Origin of the sequence: Dietzia sp. SL131 (genome assembly GCF_026672565.1) — a bacterium.
In the GTDB taxonomy this organism is placed as follows: domain Bacteria; phylum Actinomycetota; class Actinomycetes; order Mycobacteriales; family Mycobacteriaceae; genus Dietzia; species Dietzia kunjamensis.
Genome location: NZ_JAPPRI010000003.1, coordinates 2,989,423 through 3,013,625 on the forward strand (window position 1 = coordinate 2,989,423; position 24,203 = coordinate 3,013,625).

Below are 24,203 nucleotides of genomic sequence, written 5' to 3' on the forward strand. Positions count from 1 at the left end.
GTCCGCACAATGGAGTCGTGCTACTGAACCGCGAGGCCCTCACGACCCCCCGCCGCTGGCCCATCCGCGTCGCCACGACCGTGATCGCCACCGGCATCGTCATCCTCGTGCTGGCGGCCGCGGCGGGCGGTGCGTGGCTGCTCCTGCGGTCGGCCGTGCACGGCGCGATCGACTCCGCCGACCGGGCCCGGGCGGTCGAAGTGGCGGGTGGGCTCGCGGCCCGGGGTCCGCAGGCGTCCCTCGAGCTGGTCTCCGAGCCGCTGTCCGGGGTGGACCTGGTGCGGGTCGTGGCGCCCGACGGCCGCGTCCTGGCCGGTCAGGTCACCCGCGGCCTCGAGAACGTCCCCGCGCTCCCCTCTCCCGCCCCTGGTCAGATCATCCAGCGCGACCTCGACGCCCCGAACGGCGCCGACCTCCGCCTCACCTCCGTCGGCGTGGAGGTCCGCGGGGGAACGTTCGCCGTGGACGTGGCCACCGACACCGACCGCTACGACTCCCTCCTGGCCACCGGCGCGGTGCTGTTCCTGGCGTTCGTCCCCGTCGCCGGCCTGGCCACCGCGGTGTTCGTCCACTACGCGATGGGACGGGTGCTGCGGCCGGTCGAGTCGATCCGCTCCCGCGTCGCCGAGATCTCCGCCTCCGGCCGTGGCGAGCGGGTCCCCGTGCCGGAGGCCGAGGACGAGATCTCACGCCTGGCCCGGACGATGAACGCCATGCTCGCGCGCCTCGACGCCGCCCGCACCGCACAGGTCGCGTTCGTCGGTGACGCCTCTCACGAGCTGCGCAGCCCGCTGTCCACGCTGTCGACGATGCTCGAACTGTCCTCCACCTCCGGCACCCCGGTGGACGTGGAGACCGTCGACGAGCTGCTCCTGCCGGAGGTGCAGCGGATGCGCACGATGGTCGAGGACCTGCTCCTGCTGGCCAAGAACGACGAGCGCGGCCGGCCGCTGCGCCGCGACGACGTGGACCTCGACGACATCGTGCTCTCCGAGGCCGCCCGGCTCCGCGGGCTCGTCGGCGGCGGCGACGGAGGCGGCGGCGGGTTCGAGGTCGCGGCCTCGGTGGAGCCCGCGCGCCTCGTGGGCGACGCCGACGCCCTGCAGCGCGTGGTGCGCAACCTCGTCGACAACGCCCGCCGCCACGCGCGCGACCGGATCGCGCTGCGGCTCACCGTCGACCGCACGACCCCCGGGTCGCCGCGCGCGGTGGTGTGTGTCGACGACGACGGCGAGGGCGTTCCGCCTGATCAACGGGATTCGGTGTTCGATCGCTTCGCCCGCCTGGACGCGGACCGCGCGCGGGGCAAGGGCGGATCGGGACTGGGTCTGGCGATCGTCGCCGAGATCACCCGCTCCCACGGCGGCTCGGTCCGGGCGGAGGACGCCCCTGGCGGCGGCGCGAGGTTCGTGGTCGAGCTGCCGGTCGAGTCACTGGACGACGACGTCGACGACATCCCCACCGGCCCGGCCCGGCCCGCCTGAGCGGTCATCCCGCACAGGGTCCCGCCTCGTGCGCCCGCGCACATCCGCTCCCGCGCCTGGCGTCTCGCTCGCGGGCCTGTACACATCAGCCACAGCCGCCCGCAACCATGGCGTCTGGCCTGCGCATCGGTTCACGCGAGACGTCATCGTGGCGGGCGGCTGTGGCAGGACGGATGGCCCCGCGCAGACGCCGGCGAGGAGTGGGCGAGGTGGCCCGGCTCAGAGGCGCGCCGCGACGCTGTCGACGAGTCGGTAGCCCTGCCCGCGGACGGTTTCGATGGCGCGGGCCCCGAACGGGGCGTCGATCTTGCGTCGCAGGTAGCCGACGTACACCTCGACGATGTTGTCGTCACCGTCGTAGGCGGCGTCCCACACTGCCCGCATGATCTGGACCTTGGACACCACCTGGTTGCGATGGCGGATGAGGTACTCGAGCACCGCGTACTCGCGCGCGGTCACGGTGATCCGCGTATCCCCGCGGCGGACCTCCCGCGCGGCCGGGTCCACCACGAGGTCTCCGGCCTCGAACGTCGCCGGGCGCTCCGGTGCCCCCCGCCTCACCAGGGCCCGGAGTCGCGCCTCAAGGACGACGAACGAGAACGGCTTGACGAGGTAGTCGTCGGCGCCCAGGTCGAAGGCGTCGGCCTCGTCGTATTCGCCGTCCTTGGCGGTGAGCATGAGCACCGGGGTCCAGACCTCGCGGCGTCTCATCTCGCGGACGACCTCGTACCCGCTGCGCCGCGGCATCATGATGTCCAGCACGACCACGTCGAAATCGTCGGCGCAGGCCATCTCGAGGCCCTCCTCACCGTCAGCGGCGGTCTCCACGGCCCAGCCGCCCGTGACGAGTCCCCGGCGCACGCTCTCGCGCAGCGCCGGCTCGTCGTCGACCACCAGGACCCGCATCGGCGTGTCCTCCTACCCCTCGGGGTCGATCTCCTGGTCCATCCGCTCTGCGGGGACCAGCGAGTCGGCGTGACGCCGGACCACCTTCGCGGGGACCCCGGCCACGGTGGTGTGGGGCGGGACCTCGTGCAGGACCACCGATCCCGCGGCCACCCTGGAGCAGGCGCCCACCCGGACATTGCCCAACACGATCGATCCCGCGGACAGCAGCACGCCGGAGCCGATCTTGGGATGACGGTCGCCGTCCTCGTTGCCGGTGCCGCCGAGGGTGACGCCCTGCAGGATGGACACGCCGTCGCCGATCACGCAGGTCTCGCCCACGACGATCCCGGTGGCGTGGTCGACGAGGATGCCCGAACCGACACGGGCCGCGGGATGGATGTCCATCGCGAACACCTCGGAGATCCGGCTCTGCAGGAACGACGCCGCCATGACCCGCCCGGAGTTCCACATCTCATGGGCCACGCGGTGCACCTGCAGGCCGAGGAAGCCCTTGGCGAAGAGGTAGGGCACCAGGTAGTTGGGGTACGCCGGGTTGCGCTCGAAGCTCACCACGAGGTCGGCCGCGACGGCCTCCAGCACGTGGGGATGCTCCACCAGCACCGCCCGGATCTCCTTCTCCAGCACGTGCCGACCGATCTCGGGGGTCGCGACCCGGGAGGCGGCGAGGCGCGCGAGGGATTCGCCGAGGTCATCACAGCCGTCGATGAGGTCCAGGACCAGTCCCGCGATCAGCGGTTCGTTCCTGCTCGAGGTCGCGTCCAGCGACAGGCGGTTCCAGACGGCGCGGACGGAGGAGTCGGCCTCTGCCCGCGGGACGCACGGGTTCTCGGTGCTCATCTCGATGGTCACCTGATACAGCGTATGCCTGCCCCGGCGGTCGGGGCGAGTCACACCTCCCTCGACGGCCCGCTCCCCGCGCGGCAGGATGGGGCCATGATCCTCATCAACGTGCGTTTCGACGTCAAGCCCGAGTTCGCCGAGTCCTGGCTCGAGTTCACCCGCGAGTTCACCGAGGCCACCCGCGCCGAACCGGGCAACCTCTTCTTCGACTGGTACCGGTCGCCGGAGTCCCCGAACACCTTCCTGCTGTGCGAGGCCTTCCGGGAGGGCGACGCCCCCGCCCAGCACGTGAACTCCGACCACTTCGCCGAGTTCACCGGCTCGGCCGCCCGGCACCTCGAGCGGACCCCGCGGATCATCAACACCACCGCCGAGGGCGAGGAGTGGGGGACGATGGGCGAGATCACCGTCGAGTAGGCGACGACCCCGCCAGACGGCGCGTCAGATCGAGCTGCCGAGCGCCGACTGCGCGAGCGCGATCGGGTCGACCGGCCACCACTGGCCGTAGTCGAGTGCGTAGACACGGTTGAGGTCGGACACGACCCCGCCGACGGTGACCTGCTGGCGGACCGGCAGCTGGTGGATCGTCGCGCTCGGGTTGAGGCGCCCACCGGAGCCCCAGTCGTGCTGCCAGAAGTACTCCCCGAGGCCGATCTGGCGACACCAGTCGATCCCGCGGGCGTTGGTGTACACGCCGAGCTTCATCCCCGCCCCGTGGAGTTGCGCGCGCCAGCGCTCGAGGTACGGACGGATCTGATTGTCGAACTGCCACCGGGTGGGGTCGTCGTCGATCGCCACGTACATCGGCACGCCAGCCGGACCGCCGGCCTCTCGATGGATCCGGATACCGATCGGGGCGTGGCGGTCGCCGCCCGCGGCGCCTTCCTTCCAGTCGGCGGTCTCGGCACGCCCGTACTGGTAACAGGAGACCATGTTGAGGCCGTGTGCACGGAAGTCGTCGACCTCGCGGCGCAGCAACGGCTTGCCGGTCATCCATTCCGCGCCGGGGCGACGGTTGGAGCAGTACCGTACGGCGCCCATGTGGCCGGCCGCGCGGATCGACGCCGCGGACGGCGGGCCGGAGGCGTAGTCGAGCAGTGTGCCGATCGGGACGCCGACACCCGCCCCCGGCAGCGCGCCGAGCCCGGCGGGGATCGAGGACTGGGCACCCACCGCGGGGGTGATGCCCGCGGCGAGGGCGCCCGCCCCGGCGGCGCCGATGCCGGCGCGGCGGAGGAAGGTTCGGCGGTCGAACGTCATGGAGCTACTCCGGGATCTCGAGGAAGGGGCACGAGGGGGCACCTGTGACACGTGGGGCTCGCGCACCCGACGAGTGTGTCACAAGGAGATCGCGAAGGATATCCCGGCGTTACCACATGGACGGACCACCACAGGGCAGGCACGGCTGGTTGACTGGTGTTCATGACTCGATCGCACAGATGGTCCGCCACCGACATCCCCGACCAGACGGGCCGGACCTTCGTGGTCACGGGCGCCAACGGCGGGATCGGGCTGGCGACCACCGCCGCGCTCACCGCCCGGGGTGCCCGGGTCGTCATGGCCTGCAGGAACGAGGAGAAGGCGCAGGAGGCGCGCGCGACGCTCCCCGCCGGTGACCGGGAGCGCGCGCAGGTGCGCCTGCTCGACATGGCGGACCTGGACTCCGTCGACGCGTTCGTGGCGGCCACGGCGGGGGCCGGGACGCCGGTAGACGTGCTGATCAACAACGCCGGTGTGATGAACATCCCCCACGCCCGCACCGCGCAGGGACACGAGATGCAGTTCGGGGTCAACGTGCTGGCACATCACGCGCTCACCCTGGGGCTGGAGCCGATGCTGACGGACCGGGTCGTGTGGCTGGGCTCGCTCGCCCACCTGCGCGGACGACTCGACACCGACGATCTCGACATGGACGTGCGCGGCTACCGACCCATGGCGGCGTACGCGAACTCCAAGCTGGCGTGCATCATGCTGGGCTACGAGTGGCAGCGCCACTTCGAGCGGTCCGGCAGCGGGCTGCGGTCGGTCGCCGCCCATCCCGGTTACACGGCGACCGACCTCATCCGCCAGAGCGGCAACCCACTGGCGGACCGCTTTTTCGAGTTGGGCAACTCCATCACGTGGGCGGGCCTGACACCGGAGATGGGCGCACTGTCCGTGCTGTACGCGGCGACGGTGCCCGGCCTCACCGGCGGCGAGTTCGTCGGCCCCGATCGCCTCGGGGGCCTGCGCGGGCATCCGAAGCCCGCCCGGTCGGGTCGCCGTTCGCACGACCGGACCACGGCCGCCGCCCTGTGGCGGCGGTGCACGGAGATGGCCGCGTTCCAGCGGGCATGACGAGGGTCACGACGACGAGGTCATCCCCCACAGAGTGGTGACCGTGGTCGGCCGGTGGCCGGGATGGGTCAGCCGAGCCCGGCCGCGGCCAGCCCGTCGCGCAACTTGGCCCGGTGCTCGGGCGGCCCCTGGAGGAGGGGCATGCGCAGGCGGTCCGAGCCGATGAGGCCGGCCTCCTTCAGCGCCGCCTTGACCTGGATGGCGCCCTGCGAGGTGTGCATGATCGCGTCCACGGCCGGGATGAGGCGGGTGTGGATCTCGCGGGCCCTCGGCAGGTCGCCGGCGTCGACGGCGTCGATCATCGCCCGGTAGTCGTCGCCGGCGACGTGGCCGACGACCGAGACGATGCCGGTGGCACCGAGGGCCAGGAAGGCCAGGTTGAGCACGTCGTCGCCGGAGAACCAGAGCAGGTCCGTCTCCGCCATGAGTCGGCTGGCCTCGAACAGGTCACCCTTGGCGTCCTTGACCGCCCGCACCCGGGGGATCTCCGCCATCCGCCGGATGGTGTCCGTCGCCAGGGCGGTGCCGGTGCGGCCGGGGATGTCGTAGGCCATGATCGGGCGGTCGGCCGCCTCGGCGATCATCCGGAAGTGCTCGACGATCCCGTGCTGGGTGGGCTTGTTGTAGTACGGGGTCACCACGAGCAGGGAGTCGGCGCCGCGGGCGATCATCTCGCGCGCCGCACGCATCGAGTGCTCGGTGTCGTTGGTGCCGCAACCGGCCATGACCTTCACCCGGTCGCCGACGGCCTCGACGACGGCGGCCACGCTGTCGTAGTCCTCGTCGTCGGTGGTCGTCGCGGACTCGCCGGTCGTGCCGTTGACCAGCAGTCCGTCGTGGCCGTGATCGGCGAGATGGACCGCGAGCCGCTGCAGGCCGTCGAAATCGATCGAGCCGTCGTCATGCATGGGGGTCACCATCGCGGTGATGACCCGACCGAAGGGATTGTCCGACATGCGCACCAGACTAAGCCACGGTGACGCGGTCGGGAGATTCCGACGTGAGGGGTCCCCACGGGACTAGGGTCGTCAGCACCCCGGCGCCGGGGCCCGGCGTCCACCACCGAGACCGCGGAGGCGATTGTGACCGACCAGACCCGACCCGACGACCCCGCGCGCATCCCGGAGGAGCCCGCGGAGTCGTTCGGCAACACCATCGACGGATCGGGGGCCGGCGACGGCAGCACCTCCCGGGGCGGGGACGAGGCGGACACCGCCACCGAGTCCGCCGCCACCGAGTCCGCCACCGACCGGGCCGCCGGGGGCGCGACCCCGCACGACTCCGCGGGAGCGGCGAGCTCCGCTGCGACGTCCGGCGCGGGCGGGGACGGCGCCGCCGAGCGCGCCGAGCAGAAGAAGGTGTACCAGACCCCTGAGCAGCCGGATCACGCCGTGGGCGGCTCGGACGGTACGGCAGACGGCCAGTAGTCGGGCCTGACATGGCCATCGCCCTGACCCTCACGTTGGCGTTGGTACTGCTCATCAGTGCCAACGCCCTGTTCGTGGCCGTCGAGTTCGGGTTCCTCACCGTCAACCGGGACGACGTCCGCGCGGCCGGCTCGGAGGGCGATCGCATCGCCACGACTCTCGACGGGGCCCTGGCCAGGACCTCGACGAACCTGTCGGGGGCCCAGCTGGGCATCACGGTCAGCAGCCTCCTGGCGGGATACCTCACCGGTCCCTCCGTGGGGGAGCTGATCACCGTCGCCCTCGGCCTGTCGGGGATGTCCGAGCCGGCGGCCCGCGGCATCGCGATGACGGTGGCCTTCGTCGTCGTCACCTTCCTCCAGATGGTCTTCGGCGAACTGGTCCCCAAGAACTGGGCCATCGCCGCTCCGATGCGGGTCGCGCGGCTGGTCGTGATCCCCCAGAGGATCTTCATGGCGGTGTTCGGCTGGCTGGTCACGGGCCTCAACACCACCGCCAACGTCGTCCTGCGGTTGCTCGGGTTCACCCCGCAGGAGGAACCCGGCGAGGCACGGTCACCCGAGGAGCTGCGGGCGTCGGCCGCGCGGTCGGGCCGCCAGGGCGCGATGGACCCGCACACCGCCGAGCTCGTGACCCGGTCGATCTCCTTCGGTCAGCACCGCGCGGCGGACGTGATGGTGCCCCGTCCGCTGGTGACGTTCCTGCGTGACCACACCGCACAGGACCTGCTCGACACGGTGGCCGCGACGGGCCGGTCGCGCTTCCCGGTGCTCGGCGGGACCGTCGACGAGGTCGTGGGTGTGGTGCACTACCGGCAGGCCCTGGCCGTGGATCCCGAGAGGCGCGCCCACACACCGGTGCGGGAGATCGCCACCGAGGCGACCGTGGTGTCGGAGGTGATGACGCTCGACCCGCTCATGCGGCTGCTCCGTCAGACCGATCTGCAGATGGCGGTGGTGGTGGACGAGTTCGGCGGGACCGCGGGGATCGTCACCCTGGAGGACCTAGTGGAGGAGATCGTCGGTGAGATCGATGACGAGCAGGACCGCGCGTCGCGCACCCACGAGTGGGTCGACGACGACACCGTGCTCGTGGGCGGGATGATGCGGCCCGACGAACTGGGCGCCATCCTGCGACTGGAGATCCCGCCGGTGGAGACCGTGTCCACCCTGTCCGGACTCCTGTCCGAGGCGGTGGACCGACTCCCCCGGGTCGGCGACGAGACCGAGTTGGACGCGCACGACCACGAGAACCGCGACGACGACGACCTGCCGACGCGGGCGCGTGTGCGCCTGCGGGTGGCATCACTGCGCGCGCACCGGGCCGAGCAGGTGCGCGCCACCGTCCTGCGGGACGAGCCCGAGGCGGTGGACCCGGATGAGTGACGGCGTGGCATTGCTGGTCCTGGTGGCCCTCCTGCTGGGCAACGGGTTCTTCGTCGCCGCGGAGTTCGCGATGGTCTCCGCGCGGCGCGACAACCTGGAGCCGCACGCGGCCGAGGGCAGCACGCGCGCACTGTGGTCGCTGCGCGGCATGGAGAACGTGTCGCTCTCGCTGGCGGCCACGCAGCTCGGCATCACGGCCTGCTCGCTGCTCATCGGCGCGGTCGGCGAACCCGCCATCGCCCATCTCATCGAGCAGCCGCTGGGCTGGTTGGGCGTGTCCACCGGGTTCGCCCACCCGATCGCTCTGGTGATCTCCCTGCTCATCGTCACATTCCTGCACATGGTGCTCGGCGAGATGGTGCCCAAGAACATGGCGATCGCCCGGCCCGCGGCCGCGGCCCTCCTGCTCGGCCCGGTCCTGCGGGTCTTCGTGCTGGTGTTCCTGCCCGCGATCTGGCTGATGAACAAGTCCGCGGACGCGGTGGTGAGGTACGTACTGCGGGTGGAACCGCGTTCCGAGGTGGAGACCACTTTCACGGTGGACCAGATGCACGGGATGGTCGCCGCGGCCGAGGACTCCGGCCTCCTCGACGAGGACGAGACGCTGCTGCTCGAGGGAGCGCTCGAGTTCGATCACATCACCGCCGCCGACGTCCTCCGGCCGATCGCGGAGGTGGACTCGATCGAGGAGGACTGGTCCACCGGAGACGTGCAGCAACTGTGCGTGCGGACGGGGCACTCGAGGTTCCCCGTGCGCCGCGGCGGCGCGTACGTCGGCTACGTCCACGTCAAGGACACCCTCGGCGACGATCTGTCCCAGCCCCTGCGCCGCGAGCGGATCCGTGAACTGGGGATCGTGCCCGCCGAGACCCCTCTCGACGACGTCCTGGAGGCGATGCAGCGGGCCCGGGCCCACCTGGCGGTCGTCGACGATCGCGAACACGGCGAACCCGACCCGCGTGGGCTGCTGGTCCTGGAGGACGTCCTGGCAGAACTCGTCGGCGAGGTCAGGGATGCGACGCCCGGAGCCGATCAGTAGGGCGCCCGAGGAGCAGAAAGGGCCCCGACGACCTACCGGACCTTGTCGGGGTTGGTGTCGAGCACCCGCCCGAGAGTGTTGTCCACGACGATCTGCGCCACCCCGCTGTACGTGGCCACACCTACTCGCACCGTGGTGGCCAGCGCGTTCTGCAACATCGTGGAACCTCCTGCTAGTCGGTGTGACACCCGTCACTCTACGCTCGTCGGCGCCGGGCCGCTGACAGATAAACAATCTTTCTGGACGGGCGTTCTGAACGATCGCCCGAACAGTCGTTTCGAACCCTAAAGTGCCCCCTCCATCGCCGCCACCGAACGCGCGAGAGCGTCATCCCGCCACCGGCCGATGCTATAGTTGATGCGTCATCCACCTCTGGGGAGGGGGCACAGAGCCCATGTCCGACATCCGTATCCACCGGTCCCGGTCGCGCTCACACGACGCCGGCGGGTGGTTGGACTCCCGCCACTCGTTCTCGTTCGGCAACTACCAGGACCCGATGAACACGCACTTCGGCCGCCTGCTGGTGAACAACGACGACCGCATCGCCGCCGGCTCCGGATTCGACACGCACGGCCACCGGGACATGGAGATCGTCACCTGGGTCCTGTCCGGCTCGCTCGTGCACCAGGACTCCGAGGGACACAGCGGGATCATCTACCCCGGACTCGCGCAGCGGATGAGCGCCGGCACGGGAATCCTGCACTCCGAACGCAACGACGCCTGGCGTGACGGCTCGGTCCGCACCGAGGCCGCCCCCGCCGACCCGGTCCACCTCGTCCAGATGTGGGTCGTCCCGGACGAGACCGGCGGGGATCCCGGCTACGAACAGCTGGAGATCGAACCGGCGGAGCTGGAGAACCAGCTCGTCGTCGTCGCCGGAGGGCTACCCACCCACGCCGACCGCGCCGCCATCCGGATCCGCGACCGCTCGTCCGCGCTGCACGCCGCGCGGCTGGCACCGGGCCGGTCCGTCCAGCTCCCCGACGCGCCCTACGTCCACCTCTACGTGCCCCTGGGCTCGGTGACGCTGGAGGGCGAGGGCCTGCTGGACACCGGCGACGCCGCGCGGATGACCGCCGCCGGGGGCCGACGCGTCACCGCCGGCGACCACGGCGCCGAGATCCTCGCGTGGGAGATGCACGCCGGCATGACGATGCTCGACGTCCGCGGCCACTAGTCCTTCTCGGTTGCCGTCCCCTTGTCGTCGCCGGCCGACAGGGGGGCACCGTCGTCCTGCTCCCCGTCCCCCGGGATGTGGTACAGCGGGTGCACCGGCTCGGGCGAGGGCGCCTCCTCGTGCTTCTCGAGCTCCTCGGCCGAGTAGGCACGGCGCCACTGGCGGGTGATCGTGGGGGGCCGCTCCCCCATGTCGTTGCTGATCCCGCGCACGAGGCTGTACATCATCACGAAGCCCATGATGAAGAACGGCAGGCCGATGACGGTGATGACCTCCTGCAGCGCGGTGAGCCCGCCCTCGCCCGTGCCGGCCAGCAGGGTCGCGGCGACCGCTCCCATGAGCACGCCCCAGATGACCCGCTGATGGGTCGGCGAGGGCTCGAAGTCGTCGTCCTTGCCGGAGGCCATCATGTCGACGACCATCGACGCCGAGTCGACGGAGGTGGTGAAGAAGACGACCACCAGCAGCACCGCGATACCGGAGAGCAGCGTGGCCAGCGGGTAGTTCGACAGGAACGCGAACAGCGCGCCCGGGATGTCGCCGTCGTCGACCACCGCCTCGGTGAGGCCGCCGGAACCGAAGAGTTCGATGTGGAACGAGGCCATGCCGAAGATGCCGAACCACAACACCGAGAAGCCCACCGGCAGGGCGAGGACGCCGAAGACGAACTGGCGGATCGTGCGGCCGCGGCTGATCCGGGCGATGAAGATGCCCACGAACGGCGACCACGTGATGGTCCACGCCCAGTAGAAGACGGTCCACGTGTTCTGCCACGAGGCCAGGTCGTCGTTGGCAGGAAAGACGTTGTTCCACAGCGCCAGCTCCGGCAGGGTCGACAGGTAGATCCCCAGCGACTCGACGGTGCCCTTGAGCAGGAAGAGGGTGGGCCCGGTCGCCACGACGAAGATGAGCAGCGCGACCGCGACCGCGATGTTGAGGTTGGACAGCCGCTTGATGCCCTTCTCCAGGCCCAGGGCCACGGAGATGCACGCGATGGTGGTGACCACGACGATGACGAGGACCTGGACGACCGGGGACATGGCGATGCCGAACAGCTCGTCCAGGCCGGCGTTGATCTGCAGCGTGCCCAGGCCGACCGACGTCGCCACACCGAACACGGTGCCGACGAGCGCCACGATGTCGATCGTCTTGCCGAGCGGGCCGAAGATCTTGTCGCCCAGCAGCGGCGCGAAGATCGAGCTCACCCGCGGCGGCATCTTGCGCTTGTAGATGAAGTAGGCGAACGCCAGGGCGGGCAGCGCGAAGATCGTCCAGGTGTGCAGGCCGAAGTGGTACAGCGTGAACGCCATCGCCTCGGTGGCGGCCTCCCGGCTGCCGGGTTCGACACCCCCGCGCGGCGGGGTCGCGAAGTGCGAGATGGGCTCCGCCACGCCCCAGAACATGAGGATGGTGCCGATCCCGGCCGCGAACAGCATGCCGAACCAGGTGAGTGTGGAGTGCTCGGGCAGCTCGTCGTCCCCGCCCAGGCGGACGTGACCGAACCGGCTGAGCGCGATCCAGATGAGGAAGCCGAGGAACGCGGTGACACCGAAGATGTAGAACCAACCGAGGTTGGTCATGATCCAGCCGGACGCGGTGCCGAATACGCTGCCCACCCATTCGCCGGCGAAGAACGTCACCACGACGAAGAGCAGGATGACCCCGACAGTCGTGAAGAACACCCCCGGATCGGTCTTGAGCCTCAGTGCTCTCAGTATCCGTTCGGACATGGTCTCCCCCCGTCGTCTCGGCTCTACCCGGGCGCCGGTGCCGCCGGATCGAGTGGTTCAGTCAGAGTGCTGCTTCTATTAGTGGTCGGGCTTCTACCAGTGGTGGTGCTTCTACTTGTGGTCGTGCTTCAACCTGTGGTCCTGCTTCTAGTACGCGAAGTTGTGTACCACGAATACCTTCCCGCCGCTCGAATAGGCGATTCCCATACCGGCGGACCGGTACCCGGGATCGAGGAGGTTTTCGTTGTGTCCGGGCGAGTTCTTCCACAGGTCGACGAGGCAGGTCGCGCCGCAGTGGGTCCCGGCGGCGACGATGTTCTCCCCGTAGCCACGGCCGATCAGGGCGGTGTTGTGGACCACCTCGTCGCGGGCGGCGAGTCGGTCGGCCCAGGCCTGGGCCTCACGGTCGAGTTCCGGGTTGGGCGCCAGCGTCCCGAGCGCGCGGCCGATGCGGTACGAGTCGATCTCGCGGACGATGCCCTCGCGCAGACCCCCGGTCACCGCCATGCCGGCGACGTCCCGGTAGGCCATCTCGCTGGAACCGACCGCCGCCCACACCTCGGGAGGCAACGCGGCGCGCATCTGGGAGACGAGCCCGTCCACCTGGGGCACCAGATGGGCGGGGATCAGGTGCTCCGGGATGAAGGACGGCAGTGTCCGGTCAGCCGTCTGGGCAGAGGCGGTCGCGGCCCCACCCAGAAGGGTGGCGGCGGTGACGGCGATCGTCGCGAGTGACGCGATGAGACTGGTGCGCATGGTGGTGATCATGCCGTCTCGGTGCGCCTGAAGCGAACCGATTGGCCAATGAGGTATCAGGACGGGCCTGAAGCGTCGTCAGCGCTGTGACCAGCATATATCAGTGATGCTGATGTGACTGGAGAGGCCGACGAGGCACGAGGAACCGGCCCGCTCCGGGGAGCACCTCGACGGTCACCGGGAGGGGCGCGACGGCGTCCCCGTCGGCGAAGGCCTCGACGTCCGCGGCCTCGAGTCGAACCGTCCGGCACCGCCTCGTCGACACCCCGCGCAGGCCCACGTGGCCGCCGGAGTAGATCGAGGGGAAGTGGCGCATGAAGCGCAGTTTGGAGATCTTCCCGACGTAGCAGACGTCGAACAGTCCGTCGCCGCGATCCGCGTCGGGCGCGATCTTCATGTCCCCGCCGTAGCTGCGGGTGATCGCGAACGCGCTGAGCAGGACCTCGGTCTCGACCGTGTCCTCGGTCGGCAGTCCGGCGTCGAAGACCATCCGGAAGCGCCGGGGACGGTAGGTCGGGAACTCGATGATCGAGGCCAGGACATAGCGCAGGGGTCCGCGGAGGAGTCCCATCTCGTTGACCCGCCGGTTGACCCTGGAGTCCAACCCGGCGCACAGCACCGAGGCGAACACCGTTGGTTCCCCGCCGTCCGGGGTGGCCCGGCCGAGGTCGACGGTCTCGACCCAGCCGTCGGCGACGACGTCCGCGGCGGCCTCGGGATCGCCCAGGGGGATGCCGTATTCGCGGGCCAGGTCGTTGCCGGTGCCCGCCGGGATGATGCCCACGGGCACATCGGTGAAGGCCTGCGCCTGCACGGCGATCGAGACCATCCCGTCTCCACCGCACACCACCAGCGCGTCGGTCCCGTCGGCCACCGCCCGCCGCGCCAGCGCGAGGGACTCGGTCGCCCCGCCTCCGGCTAGCCGCGTGACCTCGAGACCGTGCGCGCGCAGCCGGTCGGCGGCCCGGCCCGCCACCTTCTCTCCGCGTCCCCCGCCCGCGGCGGGGTTGACCAGCAGCGTGACCGCCCCGATCCGGCGGTCGGACAGCTGCGCGCTCATGGGATGAGTGTGCCCGGGTTGCACACGCCGTGGGGGTCGACGGCGCTCTTCACCGCGCGCAGCATCCGCAGTCCGACCTCGCCGATCTCCGACTCCAGATACGGGCGGTGGTCGACGCCGACCGCGTGGTGGTGGGTGATCGTGCCGCCGGCCGCCACGATCGCCTCGGAGGCCGCCCGCTTGGCATCGAGCCACTGGGCGACGGGGTCCGGCCCGCGCTGGCCAGCCACCACGGTGAAGTAGAGGGACGCACCCGTCGGGTAGACGTGGCTGATGTGGCACATGACCAGCGCCGGCGTTCCGAAGGCCTCGAGCGAGGTGGTCAGCGCCTCCGTGACCGCGGCCCGCAGTGCCGGCAGGCGGGACCAGTCGGTGGCGGTCTCCAGGGTCTCCACCAGCGCGCCGTTGTCCAGCAGTGCATCGCGCAGGACCGGGGCCCCGAAGCGGCCGTGTTCCCACGACTGCGCGGGCCCCGGGCCCAGCGAGGTGCCGCCGTGGGTGATCAGGACCTCCCGCGTCTCCGCGTGCCGGGACCCGGCATGGGCGGCCGTGCCCTCGAACAGGCAGAGACACAGGCAACCCCCGGCCCTGTCCTCGACATCCCCGGTCTGCTCGCCGATCGAGTCGGTCGCGGTCGCGAGGTTCACCATCGTCTCTGTCTCGTCGGACAGGCGGATGACCGTCGGGCCCGTCCCCTGCTGCTCGACCGCGCGCAGCGCCGCGGCGCCGGTGGCGAAGTCGGGAAAGCGGAACGCTTCGTGCCGCACCACCTCCGGCACCGGATGGATCCGCACGCGCACCCGGGTGCACACGCCAAACGCACCCTCCGATCCCAGGAGCCACTGCCGCAGGTCCGGTCCGGCGGCCGACGCCGGGGCCCGGCCCGCCTCGATCACGCCGACCGGGGTGACCACCGTCAGCCCGCGGACCATCTCGTCGAAGCGCCCGTACCCGGCGGAGCTCTGGCCCGAGGACCGGGTCATGGCGTAACCGCCCAGCGTGGCGTAGGGGAAGGACTGCGGGAAGTGCCCGAGCGAGAAACCGTGCTCAGCCAGCAGTTCCTCGGCCCGCGGACCCGTGACGCCCGCCCCGAGGACCGCCTCCCCCGACTCGGGGTCGATGGACTCGAGACCGTCGAAATGGGCCAGGTCGACGCTCAGCACGGCCCTGTTCGTCCCGGAGTCCGGGTCCAGGCCGCCGACGACGGAAGTGCCGCCGCCGAAGGGGACGACCGCGACCTTCTCGGAGGTGCACCAGTCCAAGAGGGCGGCCACCTCGTCGTCGTCCCCCGGGGCCACCACCGCATCGGGGCAGTCCACGGCCGGCCTCGTCCGCCACGCCAACAGGTCGGGCGTCGACTTGCCGCGGGCGCGCGGAAGGCGCTGCGCGTCGTCGGCCGAGACGTCGCCGGGGCCCACGATGTCGGCCAGTGCGGCGAGATCGGCGTCGGTGAGTCGCGACGGCGAGGCGGTCACCGCGGCCGGGTCGAACGTCCGCCCGGTCTCCGCGGTCACGCCGAGCACGTCGCGCAGCAGGGCGCGGATGCTCTCGCTCAGCTCCGTGGCCTCGGCGGCCGTCCCCCACCTGGACAGGTCCATCGGCGGTAGCGGCAGGCGGCCGGATCGGTGCTTGTCAGCGGGGTTCACGTCGCTCATACTGGGACACTAGAGCACGATCTGTTCCGCTCACGGGTTTTCGTCCGGTGTCCCGGCACCGACCCGCGCCCCGCGGGACCCGCCGCGAAGGAGGCCCGGTGACCATCTCCGCCCCCTCGCGCCACACCACCCGGGACCGCGCACTCACCGCCGCCCGGGCCGCGATCCTCGAGATCGGCCCCAGCCGCACCACGATGGTCGAGGTCTCGCGCCGATCCGGCGTCGGACGCACCACCCTCTACCGGCACTGGCCCGACGTCAGCGCACTGGTCGCCGATCTCCTCACCCGCGAACTCACCGGCGTGGTCGAGCGCGTCGGCCCGGACCTGCTGGAGGGCGCGGTCCACGATGCCGACGAGTTGGCCCGCCTGCTGTGTGCGATGGCCGACGAGGTGCGCACCGACCCCCTGCTCGACGCGCTGCGCCGACACGAGAGCGGCATGCTCGCCGAGTACGTGTTCCGCCGGCTCGGCACGTCCCAGCACCGACTCATCGGGTTCCTCCGCGACGTCCTCGCCCGCGCCATCGCGGCCGACGCCCGCCTCGCCGGCCGCGACCCCGACCGCATGGCCACCATGCTCTACCTCGCGGTCCAGGGCGCCGTGCTGTCCGCTCCACTGGCCGACCCGCCGCTCGACGCCGACTCGTGGCGCGCCGAGCTCCACCTGCTCGTGACCGGATACCTGGGCCTGTGACCGGGCACGCGAAAGCGGACCACGGGCCCACCGCGCGCCCCGGGCCCACCGATGCGACGGCCCCGTCCACCGCGCTGTCCGCCGGTCGACGCGCGCGCGAGCTCGCCGAGCTGCGCGGCCGCTCCACTCCCGTGGACCTCATCGTGATCGGCGGCGGCATCACGGGCGCGGGGATCGCGCTCGACGCCGCCTCCCGCGGGCTCGAGACCGTGTTGCTGGAGGCCCACGACCTGGCGTTCGGTACCAGCCGATGGTCCTCCAAGCTCGCCCACGGCGGGCTGCGCTATCTGGCGACCGGCAACGTCGCGATCGCACGCCGCTCGCCCGTCGAGCGCGGCATCATGCTCGAGCGCACCGCCCCCCACCTCGTGCGTCCGCTCGCGCAGGTGGTGCCCGTCTACCGCGACACTCCACCGACGGGGGCCGTGCTGCCGGGCCTCGGGTTCGTCGCCGGTACCGTGCTCTCGCGCCTCGCCGGGACGCGCGCCGACCGCCTGCCGGGCGCGCGGGTGCTGGGCCCGCGCCGGGTCGCCGAGTACGTGCCGGGCGTGCGCCGCGACGGCCTGCGGTTCGGCCACCTCAACTGGGACTGTCAGCTCGTCGACGACGCCCGCCTGGTCACCGCCGTCGCGCGCACCGCGGCCGGGCACGGGGCCCGGGTGATCACGCGGGCGCGGGTGCTGGAGGCGAGCGGCACGCGGGTCACCGTCCGCGACGAGCTCGGCGCGAGCGTCGCGGGCCGCGCCGTGGTGGGCGGCCCGGGGGCCGGCGGCGCGGCGCGGAGCGACGATGACGACGACGAGTTCACCCTCTCCGCGCGGGCCGTCGTGTCGGCGACCGGCGTGTGGGCCGGCCAGACCACTCCCGGCGTGCGCGTGCGTCCCTCGCGTGGCACCCACCTGGTCCTCGACGCGGCCGCGTTGGGCCATCCCGTCGGCGCCCTCACCGTGCCGGTGCCGGGTGAGACCAACCGCTTCTGCTTTGCCATCCCGGCCGAGTTCGGGCGACTGCACGTGGGCTTGACCGACGTCGACGCCCCCGGCCCGGTGCCGGACGTGCCGGAGTCAACCGAGGCGGAGATCGACTTCCTGCTGGATGTCGTCAACCGGGCGCTCGAGGTGCGGCTGACCCGCGACGACGTGCTGGGCACCTTCGCGGGCCTGCGCCCCCTGGTCGATTCCGGCGACGGCGACACGGCCGACCTCTCCCGCGATCACGCCCTGCTCACCTCGGACAACGGCCTCGTCACGATCACCGGCGGCAAGCTCACGGAGTACCGGCTCATGGCCGAGCAGGTGGTCGACCTCGTCGTGGGGCGCGCAGGACTCCCCGCCGGTCCGTGCCGGACCGCCGACCTCCCGCTCGTCGGGGCGCCGGGGCATCCCGTGGCCGCGGTGGCGGCCACCTCCGCCGGACTCCTCCCCGCCTCCCTGGTCGCGCGCTACGGCCAGGAGGCCGGCACCGTGGTGGCGGCCAGCCTGCTGGACCGGCCGCTGGAGGCGGTGGCCGAGGGCCTCGACGTCACCCGCGCCGAGTTCTCCTACGCGGTCACCCACGAGGGGGCGCTGACCGTCGACGACGTCCTCGACCGTCGCAGCCGGGTGGGGCTGGTGGCCACCGATCGGGCCGCCGCCGAGCCGGTCGCCCGTCAGGCCCTCGCCGCAGGGCTGGCCGCTTCGGGCTGACGGCCGGTACGCCTTCCGCGCCTGCCGCGACCCGACTGGAGCCGACGGGCGCCGGGATGCTCTAGTCGAATCTCCGGACCAGCTGCAGGAACTCCGTGCCGTAGTCGAGCTGGGTCTGCAGGTCGCGGTAGCGGGCCTCCGCTTCCGAGCGGATCTCCTCGACCGTCGTCCGGGCCGCGTGCCAGTCGTCGAGCCCCACCGAACACGAGCCCCGGCCCGCCGAGAGGACGTCCGTCGCCCGGAGGAACTGCCTCATGCGTTCCAACGAGAACCCCAGGGGCTTCATCCGCCGCACCAGGAGCAGTCGCTGGACATCCGCATCGGTGTAGAGCCGGAAACCGCCGGCGGTGTGACCGGAGGGCACCACCAGGCCGAGTTCGTCGTAGTGGCGGAGGGTGCGGATCGACAGGCCGGTGATCTCGGCGACCTCACCGATCTTGCGCACCGCGTCGTCCGACATCGTTCTCCTCGTGGGCTTGTTCACACTCATCGGCTCGGGTTCGCGCTCGACCAACTCTACCGCTACGGTACATTCAGAATCTCCCGCTACGGGAGAGTCTGTCATGCCCCTACGTGGTGAGGAAAATTCTCCGTGACAGCTCCCGCGACCGCGCCCGGGGCCTCTCCCGCTCCCGGCGTCGCCGATGACGATCTGGCGCCCGTCGGTGTCCTCGCGTCATTCAGGTACGCCTTTTCCTCGGCCCGGCGGTTGCGCACCGAGGTGCTGGCCGGTCTGGTCGTCGCCCTCGCGCTGATCCCCGAGGCCATTTCGTTCTCGATCCTCGCCGGGGTCGACCCGCGGGTGGGGCTGTTCGCCTCGTTCACGATGGCCGTGACGATCGCCTTCACCGGCGGTCGGCCGGCGATGATCTCCGCCGCCACGGGCGCGATCGCCCTGGTCATCGCCCCCGTCGCGCGTGACTACGGGATGGACTACCTCGTCGCCACAGTGCTGCTGGCCGGCATCTTCCAGGTGGTCCTCAGCCTGATCGGCGTGGGCCGGCTCATGCGCTTCATCCCCCGCAGCGTGATGGTCGGGTTCGTCAACGCCCTGGCGATCCTCATCTTCACCGCGCAGATCCCGCACCTGCTCGGGGTGCCGTGGCTGGTCTACCCGATGGTCGCGGCCGGCATCGGCATCATGGTGTTCTTCCCCCGGCTCTCGGCCGCGGTGCCTGCCCCGTTGATCGCGATCGTGGCCATCACCGCGGTCGTGGTGCTGTTCGGCTGGACCATGCCCAACGTGCGCGACCAGGGTGAACTGCCCGACTCGCTGCCGTCGCTGTTCATCCCCGACGTGCCGTGGACCATGGAGACGCTCCAGATCATCGCCCCCTACGCCCTGGCGATGGCCCTGGTCGGGCTCATGGAGTCCCTGATGACCGCCAAACTCGTCGACGACCTCACCGAGGTGCGCACCGACAAGACCCGCGAGGGCTGGGGCCAGGGTGTGGCCAACATCGTCACCAGCTTCTTCGGCGGCATGGGCGGTTGCGCGATGATCGGCCAGACCATGATCAACGTCAAGCAGTCGGGCGCCCGCACCCGCCTGTCGACCCTCCTGGCGGGCGTCTTCCTGCTCATCCTCGTCGTCGCACTGGGCGACATCGTCGGCCTGATCCCCATGGCCGCTCTCGTCGCGGTGATGATCATGGTCTCCGTGGCCACCCTGGACTGGCACTCCATCCATCCCCGCACCCTGCGTCTGATGCCGCTCAGCGAGACGGTCGTCATGATCGTCACCGTGGCCGCCACCGTGATCACCCACAACCTGGCCATCGGCGTCGTCCTCGGCGTCCTCACTGCGATGGTCATGTTCGCCCGCCGGGTCGCGCACATGACGAGCCTGGAGAAGGTCTCGGAGCTCGACGTGAATCACGACGGCACCATCGACATCCGTACCTACCGGGTCCGCGGGGAACTGTTCTGGGCCTCCAGCAATGATCTGGTCTACCAGTTCGACTACTCGGGCGATCCCCAGCACGTTGTCATCGACCTGACCGAGGCCGACATCTGGGACGCCTCCACCGTGGCCACCCTGGATGCGATCAGCCACAAGTACGCGGCCAAGGGCAAGACGGTCGAGATCATCGGCCTCGACGGGGCCAGCCAGGAGCGACTGGAGAAGCTCTCCGGCAACCTCGGTGAGGGGCACTGACCTGGCCCGACCCGGCCTGACCAGACCGTATCCTGGTCGACCGCACCCCGTTCCGGACCGAAAGGAGCGCTACCCGATGCACACCCTCCCGAAGCCGGGGAGCGCGCTGCGCCTGGCAGGTCTGATCCTGACCGCGGCCGTGATCACCGCGGTCATGGTGCGAGCCGCGACCGAGTTCATGCTGGACCTCCAGGAGTTCCAGGACGCCGGACGGGCCCTGCTGGCCGGGGCGGACCTGTACTCCGAGGGCTTTCCCACCCGCTCGGGCTTCAGGTTCATCTACCCGCCGTTCGGCGCCGTCGTCTTCCTGCCGCTGGCGCCACTCGGAGCCACTGTCGCCCAGCTCGCCTGGACCGCCGCCACGGTGGTCGCGGTCTGGGCGATCCTGGCCATGGCCGCGTCCCGGCTCCAGCTTCAGGGCGCACGAACCCTGGCCCTGGCACTGACCGGCGTGGCGCTGCTGTTCGAGCCGGTCCGCGCGAACATCGGCTTCGGCCAGATCAACATCTTCCTGTTCCTCATGGTCACCGCCGACGTCCTGGGCTTCACTCCCCGCCGCGCCCGCGGCGTCCTGCTCGGCCTGGCCGCCGGCATCAAGGTCACCCCGGCCGCGTTCGGCGTTCTGTTCCTCGTCCGTAGAGACTGGGCGTCCCTGGCACGGGCGGTTGGCACAGTCGCGGCCACGATCGGCCTCGGGCACCTCATCCGCCCGGCCGAGTCCTGGCATTTCTGGACCGCCGAGTTCTTCCTCACCGAACGGGGCGGCACACGGCACTTCGTCCCCAACCAGGCCCTGAGCGGCCTGCTGGCCCGGGCCCGGATCCCCGCCGAGCACCTCGACCCGCCCGTCTACGGCTTCTTCCTGCTCGTCGCCGCGGCAGCCACCTGGGGAGCCTGGCGACTGACCCGGGACAACCGGCCCGTCGACGCCCTGCTCCTGGTCGCCCTCGGGGTCTTCATCGCCTCTCCGGTGACGGTGACCCACCACTGGTCCGGCGTGGTCATCGCCATCCCGCTACTACTGACCGCCCGGCGCAGACCGGTCCGGATCGCGGTGGCGGTCCTGGTCCTCACCCACCTGATCGGCACGCACTACGCCTACGCGCTCACCGCGGTCGACCCAGCCGCCCACGTGCTGCAGTGGCTCATCGGCAACGCGCAGGGTGTGAGCGGAATCGCCGCGTTCGCGATGCTGCTCGGCGACGCCGCTTTGGGCGACGCCGCTTTGGGCGGCGCCCCGGGCGGCGTCAGCCGATCCGTTCGGGCGCCTGGAACTCGGCCTCGAACCTGTCGTAGGAGAAGGTGGCGAGGGCGCGGGCGCGGTCCAGCCCGAGTTCGCGTACCGCCTCGGCGAACCGCGCGACATCGGCGTCGCTGTCATCCGCGCCCGTCGCGATCGTCACGCGAGCGCCGCTCAGCGGACGCATCCGCCCACCCCGGGCGGTGGCCTCGGCCGTGACCCGCACCGGCTGACCGTCGAGGACCTGCACGCAGTTCATGGCGAGTGATTGGCTGCCGGGGATCGGGACACCGACGCGGGTATCCAGCCTGAGATCGACCCCGCCCGCGCCCGCCGACCCGACCGCCCCGAGACGAGCATCGTCGAGCGCCCCGCCGGCGGTGCCGACCATGTCGCCCTTCCACTTGGGAGAGCCCCACAGCTCGTTGCCCGCCGCGAGGGTGAAGTCCTGGTCCACCGGCAGTTCGTGGATGTGCACCAGCGTCCCGTGGCCCGGCACCTTGAGCTGGAAAGCCACTCCCATCTCGTGGTACGCACCCAGGACGTTGCCGGGCACGTCGTGGTACCGCACGTGGATCATGATCGCGGGGGTCCGGCCGCCGGGTAGTGCCACCGGCTCGGCGCCCGCAGCGTCGAGAACGGCGGACTGACGGCCGGCCGCGATGAGCCGGCGGACGACGGCTGCCCGGGTGAGGAACGCCGCGCCGGAGACCGAGGCGGACACGACGGGGACCGGGAAGGTGATCTCGCGCCCGGCGACCACGCGGGAGGTGGGAGAGCTCATGGTGCGACGGTAGCGGGCGCGCGGGCCGGAATCATGAGTTTGCGCGGCTAACGATCGGGGCGGCGGGTCCGATATCACCCGTGTAGGCCAGCTCACGTCCCGCCGCCCGGTTCGCGGCGCGACCACCGATCCATCTGGAGGCACTCATGCTCAAGGCCATCGCCGACTTCTTCGCCCAGTTCGACTTCACCGTCGGCTCGTCCGCCGCCATCAACGCCGCGATCTCGGGCTCGTCCGCATTCATCGACCAGCAGTTCGGTTTCGACAGCTCGCTGGGGAACCTCGCCGTGAGCAGCATCGGTCGCGTCGGCGAGCCCCCCGCCTGACACGGCTCACCCTGACACGGCTCACCCGGCGGCTCAGGCCGTGGGGCCGGTCATATCCTGCCCGGGTTGTGCCACGTCCCGTGTACCACCTTTTCCCTTGTACTTCGGCCGCAGGAGGTTGGACGGCGACAAGATGTCATCGAGCTCCTCCGCCGACAGCAGCCCCATCTCCAGCACCACCTCCCGGACCCCGCGGCCCGACCGGGCGCACTCACGGCCGACCCGGTCACCGTTGTGGTGGCCGATGATCGGGTTGAGGTAAGTGACGATCCCGATCGAGTTCATCACGTTCTGGCGGGCCACCTCGACGTTGGCGGTGATCCCCTCCACGCACTTCTCGGTCAGCGTCTCGATGGCGTTGGTCAGCAGCGAGATCGACTCGAACATCGCCTGGGCGATCACCGGCTCCATGACGTTGAGCTGGAGCTGACCTGCCTCGGCGGCCATGGTCACGGTGACGTCGTTGCCGATCACCTTGAAGCACACCTGGTTGACGACCTCGGGGATCACCGGGTTGACCTTGGCTGGCATGATCGACGACCCGGCCTGCAGCTCCGGCAGGTTGATCTCGTTGAAGCCGGCGCGCGGCCCCGAGGACAGCAGCCGCAGGTCGTTGCAGATCTTGGAGACCTTCACCGCGGTCCGCTTGAGGGCGGCGTGGACGTTGACGTAGTCGCCGGTGTCGCTGGTGGCCTCGATGAGGTTCATCGCGCCGGTGACCGGCAGTCCGGTGACGGCCCGCAGATGTCTGATGACGGCGCGACGATAGTCGGGCGGGGTGTTGACTCCGGTGCCGATCGCGGTCGCACCGAGGTTGACGTCGAGCAGCATCCGGGCCGCGGCGCCGAGGACGTGGAGTTCCTCGTCGAGCGTCACGGCGAAGCCGCCGAACTCCTGGCCCATCGACATGGGGACCGCGTCCTGCAGCTGCGTGCGCCCCATCTTGAGGACCTCGCGGAACTCCTCGGACTTGTCGTAGCAGGCCTCCCGCAGGGCGACGATCGCCGGCTCGAGTCGCTCCAGCGCGTGCCACAGGGCGATGCGGAATCCGGTGGGGTAGGCGTCGTTGGTGGACTGTGAACGGTTGACGTCGTCGTTGGGGCTGACGATGTCGTAGGAGCCCCTGGGGTGGCCGAGGCGCTCGAGGGCGAGGTTGGCCACGACCTCGTTGGTGTTCATGTTCACCGAGGTGCCGGCGCCGCCCTGGAACTGGCAGGAGGGGAACTGGTCCATGCAGCGCCCGTCGACCAGGATCTCGTCGCAGGCCCCGACGATCGCCTTCGCCACCGTCTCGTCGAGGACACCCATCTCGAGGTTCGCGAGCGCGGCGGCCTTCTTGACCATGACCATGCCGCGGACGAAGTCGGGGATGTCGCTGATGGTGGTGGCGGTGATCGGGAAGTTCTCGACGGCCCGGACCGTGTGGATGCCGTAATACGCCTCCGCCGGGACCTCCTTGGTACCGAGCAGGTCATGTTCCACACGGGTCTGGCTCATTCGTCGTCCGCCTCTCGGG

Annotated in this window: 23 protein-coding genes and 1 pseudogene; 12 read left to right on the plus strand and 12 right to left on the minus strand. The window is 70.8% G+C overall.

Features of this window, described 5'->3' with window-relative positions; all coding sequences use genetic code 11:
* Positions 1 to 17: 17 nt before the first annotated feature.
* The gene (locus OVA21_RS14925) at positions 18 to 1,484 is read left to right on the plus strand and encodes a sensor histidine kinase (protein ID WP_119192547.1); all 1,467 of its coding nucleotides are present in this window, start codon (positions 18 to 20) and stop codon (positions 1,482 to 1,484) included.
* Between the two features lie 219 nt (positions 1,485 to 1,703).
* On the opposite strand, the gene OVA21_RS14930 is transcribed toward OVA21_RS14925, so the two are convergent.
* Positions 1,704 to 2,390: a response regulator transcription factor gene (locus OVA21_RS14930; protein WP_268092758.1), complete on the minus strand. Its 687-nt coding sequence runs from the start codon at positions 2,388 to 2,390 to the stop codon at positions 1,704 to 1,706.
* Between the two features lie 12 nt (positions 2,391 to 2,402).
* The gene (locus OVA21_RS14935) at positions 2,403 to 3,242 is read right to left on the minus strand and encodes a serine O-acetyltransferase (RefSeq protein ID WP_082924056.1); all 840 of its coding nucleotides are present in this window, start codon (positions 3,240 to 3,242) and stop codon (positions 2,403 to 2,405) included.
* A gap of 84 nt (positions 3,243 to 3,326) precedes the next feature.
* On the opposite strand from OVA21_RS14935, the gene OVA21_RS14940 reads away from it, so the two are divergent.
* On the plus strand, positions 3,327 to 3,650 hold the full coding sequence (locus tag OVA21_RS14940; RefSeq protein WP_268092759.1) for a putative quinol monooxygenase: 324 nt from the start codon (positions 3,327 to 3,329) through the stop codon (positions 3,648 to 3,650).
* A gap of 24 nt (positions 3,651 to 3,674) precedes the next feature.
* Here the strand turns inward: OVA21_RS14940 and OVA21_RS14945 are convergent, their stop codons facing one another.
* Positions 3,675 to 4,493 (minus strand): DUF1906 domain-containing protein, encoded by an 819-nt coding sequence (locus tag OVA21_RS14945; protein ID WP_268092760.1) that lies wholly within the window; start codon positions 4,491 to 4,493, stop codon positions 3,675 to 3,677.
* Positions 4,494 to 4,655: 162 nt separating this feature from the next.
* On the opposite strand from OVA21_RS14945, the gene OVA21_RS14950 reads away from it, so the two are divergent.
* The gene (locus OVA21_RS14950; RefSeq protein WP_268092761.1) at positions 4,656 to 5,570 is read left to right on the plus strand and encodes an SDR family NAD(P)-dependent oxidoreductase; all 915 of its coding nucleotides are present in this window, start codon (positions 4,656 to 4,658) and stop codon (positions 5,568 to 5,570) included.
* A 68-nt stretch (positions 5,571 to 5,638) separates the two neighbouring features.
* Here OVA21_RS14950 and dapA read toward each other — a convergent pair whose 3' ends face one another.
* Positions 5,639 to 6,526, minus strand: coding sequence for a 4-hydroxy-tetrahydrodipicolinate synthase (gene dapA, locus OVA21_RS14955; protein WP_069389590.1), 888 nt, complete (start codon positions 6,524 to 6,526; stop codon positions 5,639 to 5,641).
* A gap of 126 nt (positions 6,527 to 6,652) precedes the next feature.
* Here dapA and OVA21_RS14960 point away from each other — a divergent pair, with 126 nt between their 5' ends.
* From OVA21_RS14960 to OVA21_RS14970, 3 genes are read left to right on the plus strand one after another with little or no spacing between them, the layout of a single operon-like run.
* On the plus strand, positions 6,653 to 6,997 hold the full coding sequence (locus tag OVA21_RS14960; protein ID WP_268092762.1) for a hypothetical protein: 345 nt from the start codon (positions 6,653 to 6,655) through the stop codon (positions 6,995 to 6,997).
* Positions 6,998 to 7,008: 11 nt separating this feature from the next.
* Positions 7,009 to 8,382, plus strand: coding sequence for a hemolysin family protein (locus OVA21_RS14965; protein WP_268092763.1), 1,374 nt, complete (start codon positions 7,009 to 7,011; stop codon positions 8,380 to 8,382).
* Positions 8,375 to 9,421 carry a hemolysin family protein gene (locus OVA21_RS14970; protein WP_163376168.1) on the plus strand — a complete coding sequence of 349 codons (1,047 nt, stop codon included), beginning with the start codon at positions 8,375 to 8,377 and terminating at the stop codon, positions 9,419 to 9,421. The genes OVA21_RS14965 and OVA21_RS14970 overlap by 8 nt, the downstream gene beginning before the upstream one ends.
* Positions 9,422 to 9,453: 32 nt before the next feature.
* Here OVA21_RS14970 and OVA21_RS14975 read toward each other — a convergent pair whose 3' ends face one another.
* Positions 9,454 to 9,579 carry a hypothetical protein gene (locus OVA21_RS14975; RefSeq protein WP_256821000.1) on the minus strand — a complete coding sequence of 42 codons (126 nt, stop codon included), beginning with the start codon at positions 9,577 to 9,579 and terminating at the stop codon, positions 9,454 to 9,456.
* Positions 9,580 to 9,815: 236 nt separating this feature from the next.
* Between OVA21_RS14975 and OVA21_RS14980 the strand changes: the two genes are divergently transcribed.
* The gene (locus OVA21_RS14980) at positions 9,816 to 10,598 is read left to right on the plus strand and encodes a pirin family protein (protein WP_268092764.1); all 783 of its coding nucleotides are present in this window, start codon (positions 9,816 to 9,818) and stop codon (positions 10,596 to 10,598) included.
* On the opposite strand, the gene OVA21_RS14985 is transcribed toward OVA21_RS14980, so the two are convergent.
* The 4 genes from OVA21_RS14985 to OVA21_RS15000 all read right to left on the minus strand — a co-directional run bounded on the left by OVA21_RS14985 (position 10,595) and on the right by OVA21_RS15000 (position 15,742).
* The gene (locus OVA21_RS14985) at positions 10,595 to 12,328 is read right to left on the minus strand and encodes a BCCT family transporter (RefSeq protein WP_069388503.1); all 1,734 of its coding nucleotides are present in this window, start codon (positions 12,326 to 12,328) and stop codon (positions 10,595 to 10,597) included. The two genes, OVA21_RS14980 and OVA21_RS14985, sit on opposite strands and share 4 nt — an antisense overlap.
* 147 nt (positions 12,329 to 12,475) lie before the next feature.
* Positions 12,476 to 13,096 (minus strand): CAP domain-containing protein, encoded by a 621-nt coding sequence (locus tag OVA21_RS14990; protein WP_268092765.1) that lies wholly within the window; start codon positions 13,094 to 13,096, stop codon positions 12,476 to 12,478.
* 88 nt (positions 13,097 to 13,184) lie between these two features.
* Entirely contained in the window at positions 13,185 to 14,144 is a 960-nt protein-coding gene (locus tag OVA21_RS14995) for a diacylglycerol kinase (protein ID WP_268092766.1), read from the minus strand.
* Positions 14,141 to 15,742 carry an FAD-binding oxidoreductase gene (locus OVA21_RS15000; RefSeq protein WP_268093169.1) on the minus strand — a complete coding sequence of 534 codons (1,602 nt, stop codon included), beginning with the start codon at positions 15,740 to 15,742 and terminating at the stop codon, positions 14,141 to 14,143. The genes OVA21_RS14995 and OVA21_RS15000 overlap by 4 nt, the downstream gene beginning before the upstream one ends.
* Before the next feature lie 155 nt (positions 15,743 to 15,897).
* On the opposite strand from OVA21_RS15000, the gene OVA21_RS15005 reads away from it, so the two are divergent.
* Together OVA21_RS15005 and OVA21_RS15010 are read left to right on the plus strand one after the other, a co-directional pair.
* Entirely contained in the window at positions 15,898 to 16,494 is a 597-nt protein-coding gene (locus tag OVA21_RS15005; RefSeq protein WP_268092767.1) for a TetR/AcrR family transcriptional regulator, read from the plus strand.
* A 74-nt stretch (positions 16,495 to 16,568) separates the two neighbouring features.
* Entirely contained in the window at positions 16,569 to 18,179 is a 1,611-nt protein-coding gene (locus OVA21_RS15010) for a glycerol-3-phosphate dehydrogenase/oxidase (RefSeq protein ID WP_268093170.1), read from the plus strand.
* A gap of 61 nt (positions 18,180 to 18,240) precedes the next feature.
* On the opposite strand, the gene OVA21_RS15015 is transcribed toward OVA21_RS15010, so the two are convergent.
* Positions 18,241 to 18,639, minus strand: coding sequence for a MerR family transcriptional regulator (locus OVA21_RS15015; protein WP_268092768.1), 399 nt, complete (start codon positions 18,637 to 18,639; stop codon positions 18,241 to 18,243).
* A 132-nt stretch (positions 18,640 to 18,771) separates the two neighbouring features.
* Between OVA21_RS15015 and OVA21_RS15020 the strand changes: the two genes are divergently transcribed.
* Complete coding sequence (locus tag OVA21_RS15020; protein WP_442778937.1) at positions 18,772 to 20,337, plus strand: SulP family inorganic anion transporter; 1,566 nt, start codon at positions 18,772 to 18,774, stop codon at positions 20,335 to 20,337.
* A 178-nt stretch (positions 20,338 to 20,515) separates the two neighbouring features.
* Positions 20,516 to 21,295 (plus strand): annotated as a pseudogene (locus tag OVA21_RS15025) (glycosyltransferase family 87 protein); the annotation flags it as partial.
* A 289-nt stretch (positions 21,296 to 21,584) separates the two neighbouring features.
* Here OVA21_RS15025 and OVA21_RS15030 read toward each other — a convergent pair.
* Positions 21,585 to 22,361 carry an acetoacetate decarboxylase family protein gene (locus OVA21_RS15030; protein ID WP_268092769.1) on the minus strand — a complete coding sequence of 259 codons (777 nt, stop codon included), beginning with the start codon at positions 22,359 to 22,361 and terminating at the stop codon, positions 21,585 to 21,587.
* A gap of 146 nt (positions 22,362 to 22,507) precedes the next feature.
* Between OVA21_RS15030 and OVA21_RS15035 the strand changes: the two genes are divergently transcribed.
* On the plus strand, positions 22,508 to 22,687 hold the full coding sequence (locus OVA21_RS15035; protein ID WP_119192540.1) for a hypothetical protein: 180 nt from the start codon (positions 22,508 to 22,510) through the stop codon (positions 22,685 to 22,687).
* 33 nt (positions 22,688 to 22,720) lie between these two features.
* Here OVA21_RS15035 and aspA read toward each other — a convergent pair whose 3' ends face one another.
* The gene (gene aspA, locus OVA21_RS15040) at positions 22,721 to 24,184 is read right to left on the minus strand and encodes an aspartate ammonia-lyase (RefSeq protein ID WP_096906585.1); all 1,464 of its coding nucleotides are present in this window, start codon (positions 24,182 to 24,184) and stop codon (positions 22,721 to 22,723) included.
* Between the last annotated feature and the right edge of the window lie 19 nt (positions 24,185 to 24,203).

Coding starts and splice junctions, on each gene's coding strand:
- OVA21_RS14930 (WP_268092758.1), bottom strand. CDS start 2,390: ATGCGGGTCCTGGTGGTCGACGACGAGCCGGCGCTGCGCGAGAGCGTG.
- OVA21_RS14940 (WP_268092759.1), top strand. CDS start 3,327: ATGATCCTCATCAACGTGCGTTTCGACGTCAAGCCCGAGTTCGCCGAG.
- OVA21_RS14945 (WP_268092760.1), bottom strand. CDS start 4,493: ATGACGTTCGACCGCCGAACCTTCCTCCGCCGCGCCGGCATCGGCGCC.
- OVA21_RS14950 (WP_268092761.1), top strand. CDS start 4,656: ATGACTCGATCGCACAGATGGTCCGCCACCGACATCCCCGACCAGACG.
- dapA (WP_069389590.1), bottom strand. CDS start 6,526: ATGTCGGACAATCCCTTCGGTCGGGTCATCACCGCGATGGTGACCCCC.
- OVA21_RS14965 (WP_268092763.1), top strand. CDS start 7,009: ATGGCCATCGCCCTGACCCTCACGTTGGCGTTGGTACTGCTCATCAGT.
- OVA21_RS14970 (WP_163376168.1), top strand. CDS start 8,375: ATGAGTGACGGCGTGGCATTGCTGGTCCTGGTGGCCCTCCTGCTGGGC.
- OVA21_RS14975 (WP_256821000.1), bottom strand. CDS start 9,579: ATGTTGCAGAACGCGCTGGCCACCACGGTGCGAGTAGGTGTGGCCACG.
- OVA21_RS14980 (WP_268092764.1), top strand. CDS start 9,816: ATGTCCGACATCCGTATCCACCGGTCCCGGTCGCGCTCACACGACGCC.
- OVA21_RS14985 (WP_069388503.1), bottom strand. CDS start 12,328: ATGTCCGAACGGATACTGAGAGCACTGAGGCTCAAGACCGATCCGGGG.
- OVA21_RS14990 (WP_268092765.1), bottom strand. CDS start 13,096: ATGATCACCACCATGCGCACCAGTCTCATCGCGTCACTCGCGACGATC.
- OVA21_RS14995 (WP_268092766.1), bottom strand. CDS start 14,144: ATGAGCGCGCAGCTGTCCGACCGCCGGATCGGGGCGGTCACGCTGCTG.
- OVA21_RS15000 (WP_268093169.1), bottom strand. CDS start 15,742: ATGGACCTGTCCAGGTGGGGGACGGCCGCCGAGGCCACGGAGCTGAGC.
- OVA21_RS15015 (WP_268092768.1), bottom strand. CDS start 18,639: ATGTCGGACGACGCGGTGCGCAAGATCGGTGAGGTCGCCGAGATCACC.
- OVA21_RS15030 (WP_268092769.1), bottom strand. CDS start 22,361: ATGAGCTCTCCCACCTCCCGCGTGGTCGCCGGGCGCGAGATCACCTTC.
- OVA21_RS15035 (WP_119192540.1), top strand. CDS start 22,508: ATGCTCAAGGCCATCGCCGACTTCTTCGCCCAGTTCGACTTCACCGTC.
- aspA (WP_096906585.1), bottom strand. CDS start 24,184: ATGAGCCAGACCCGTGTGGAACATGACCTGCTCGGTACCAAGGAGGTC.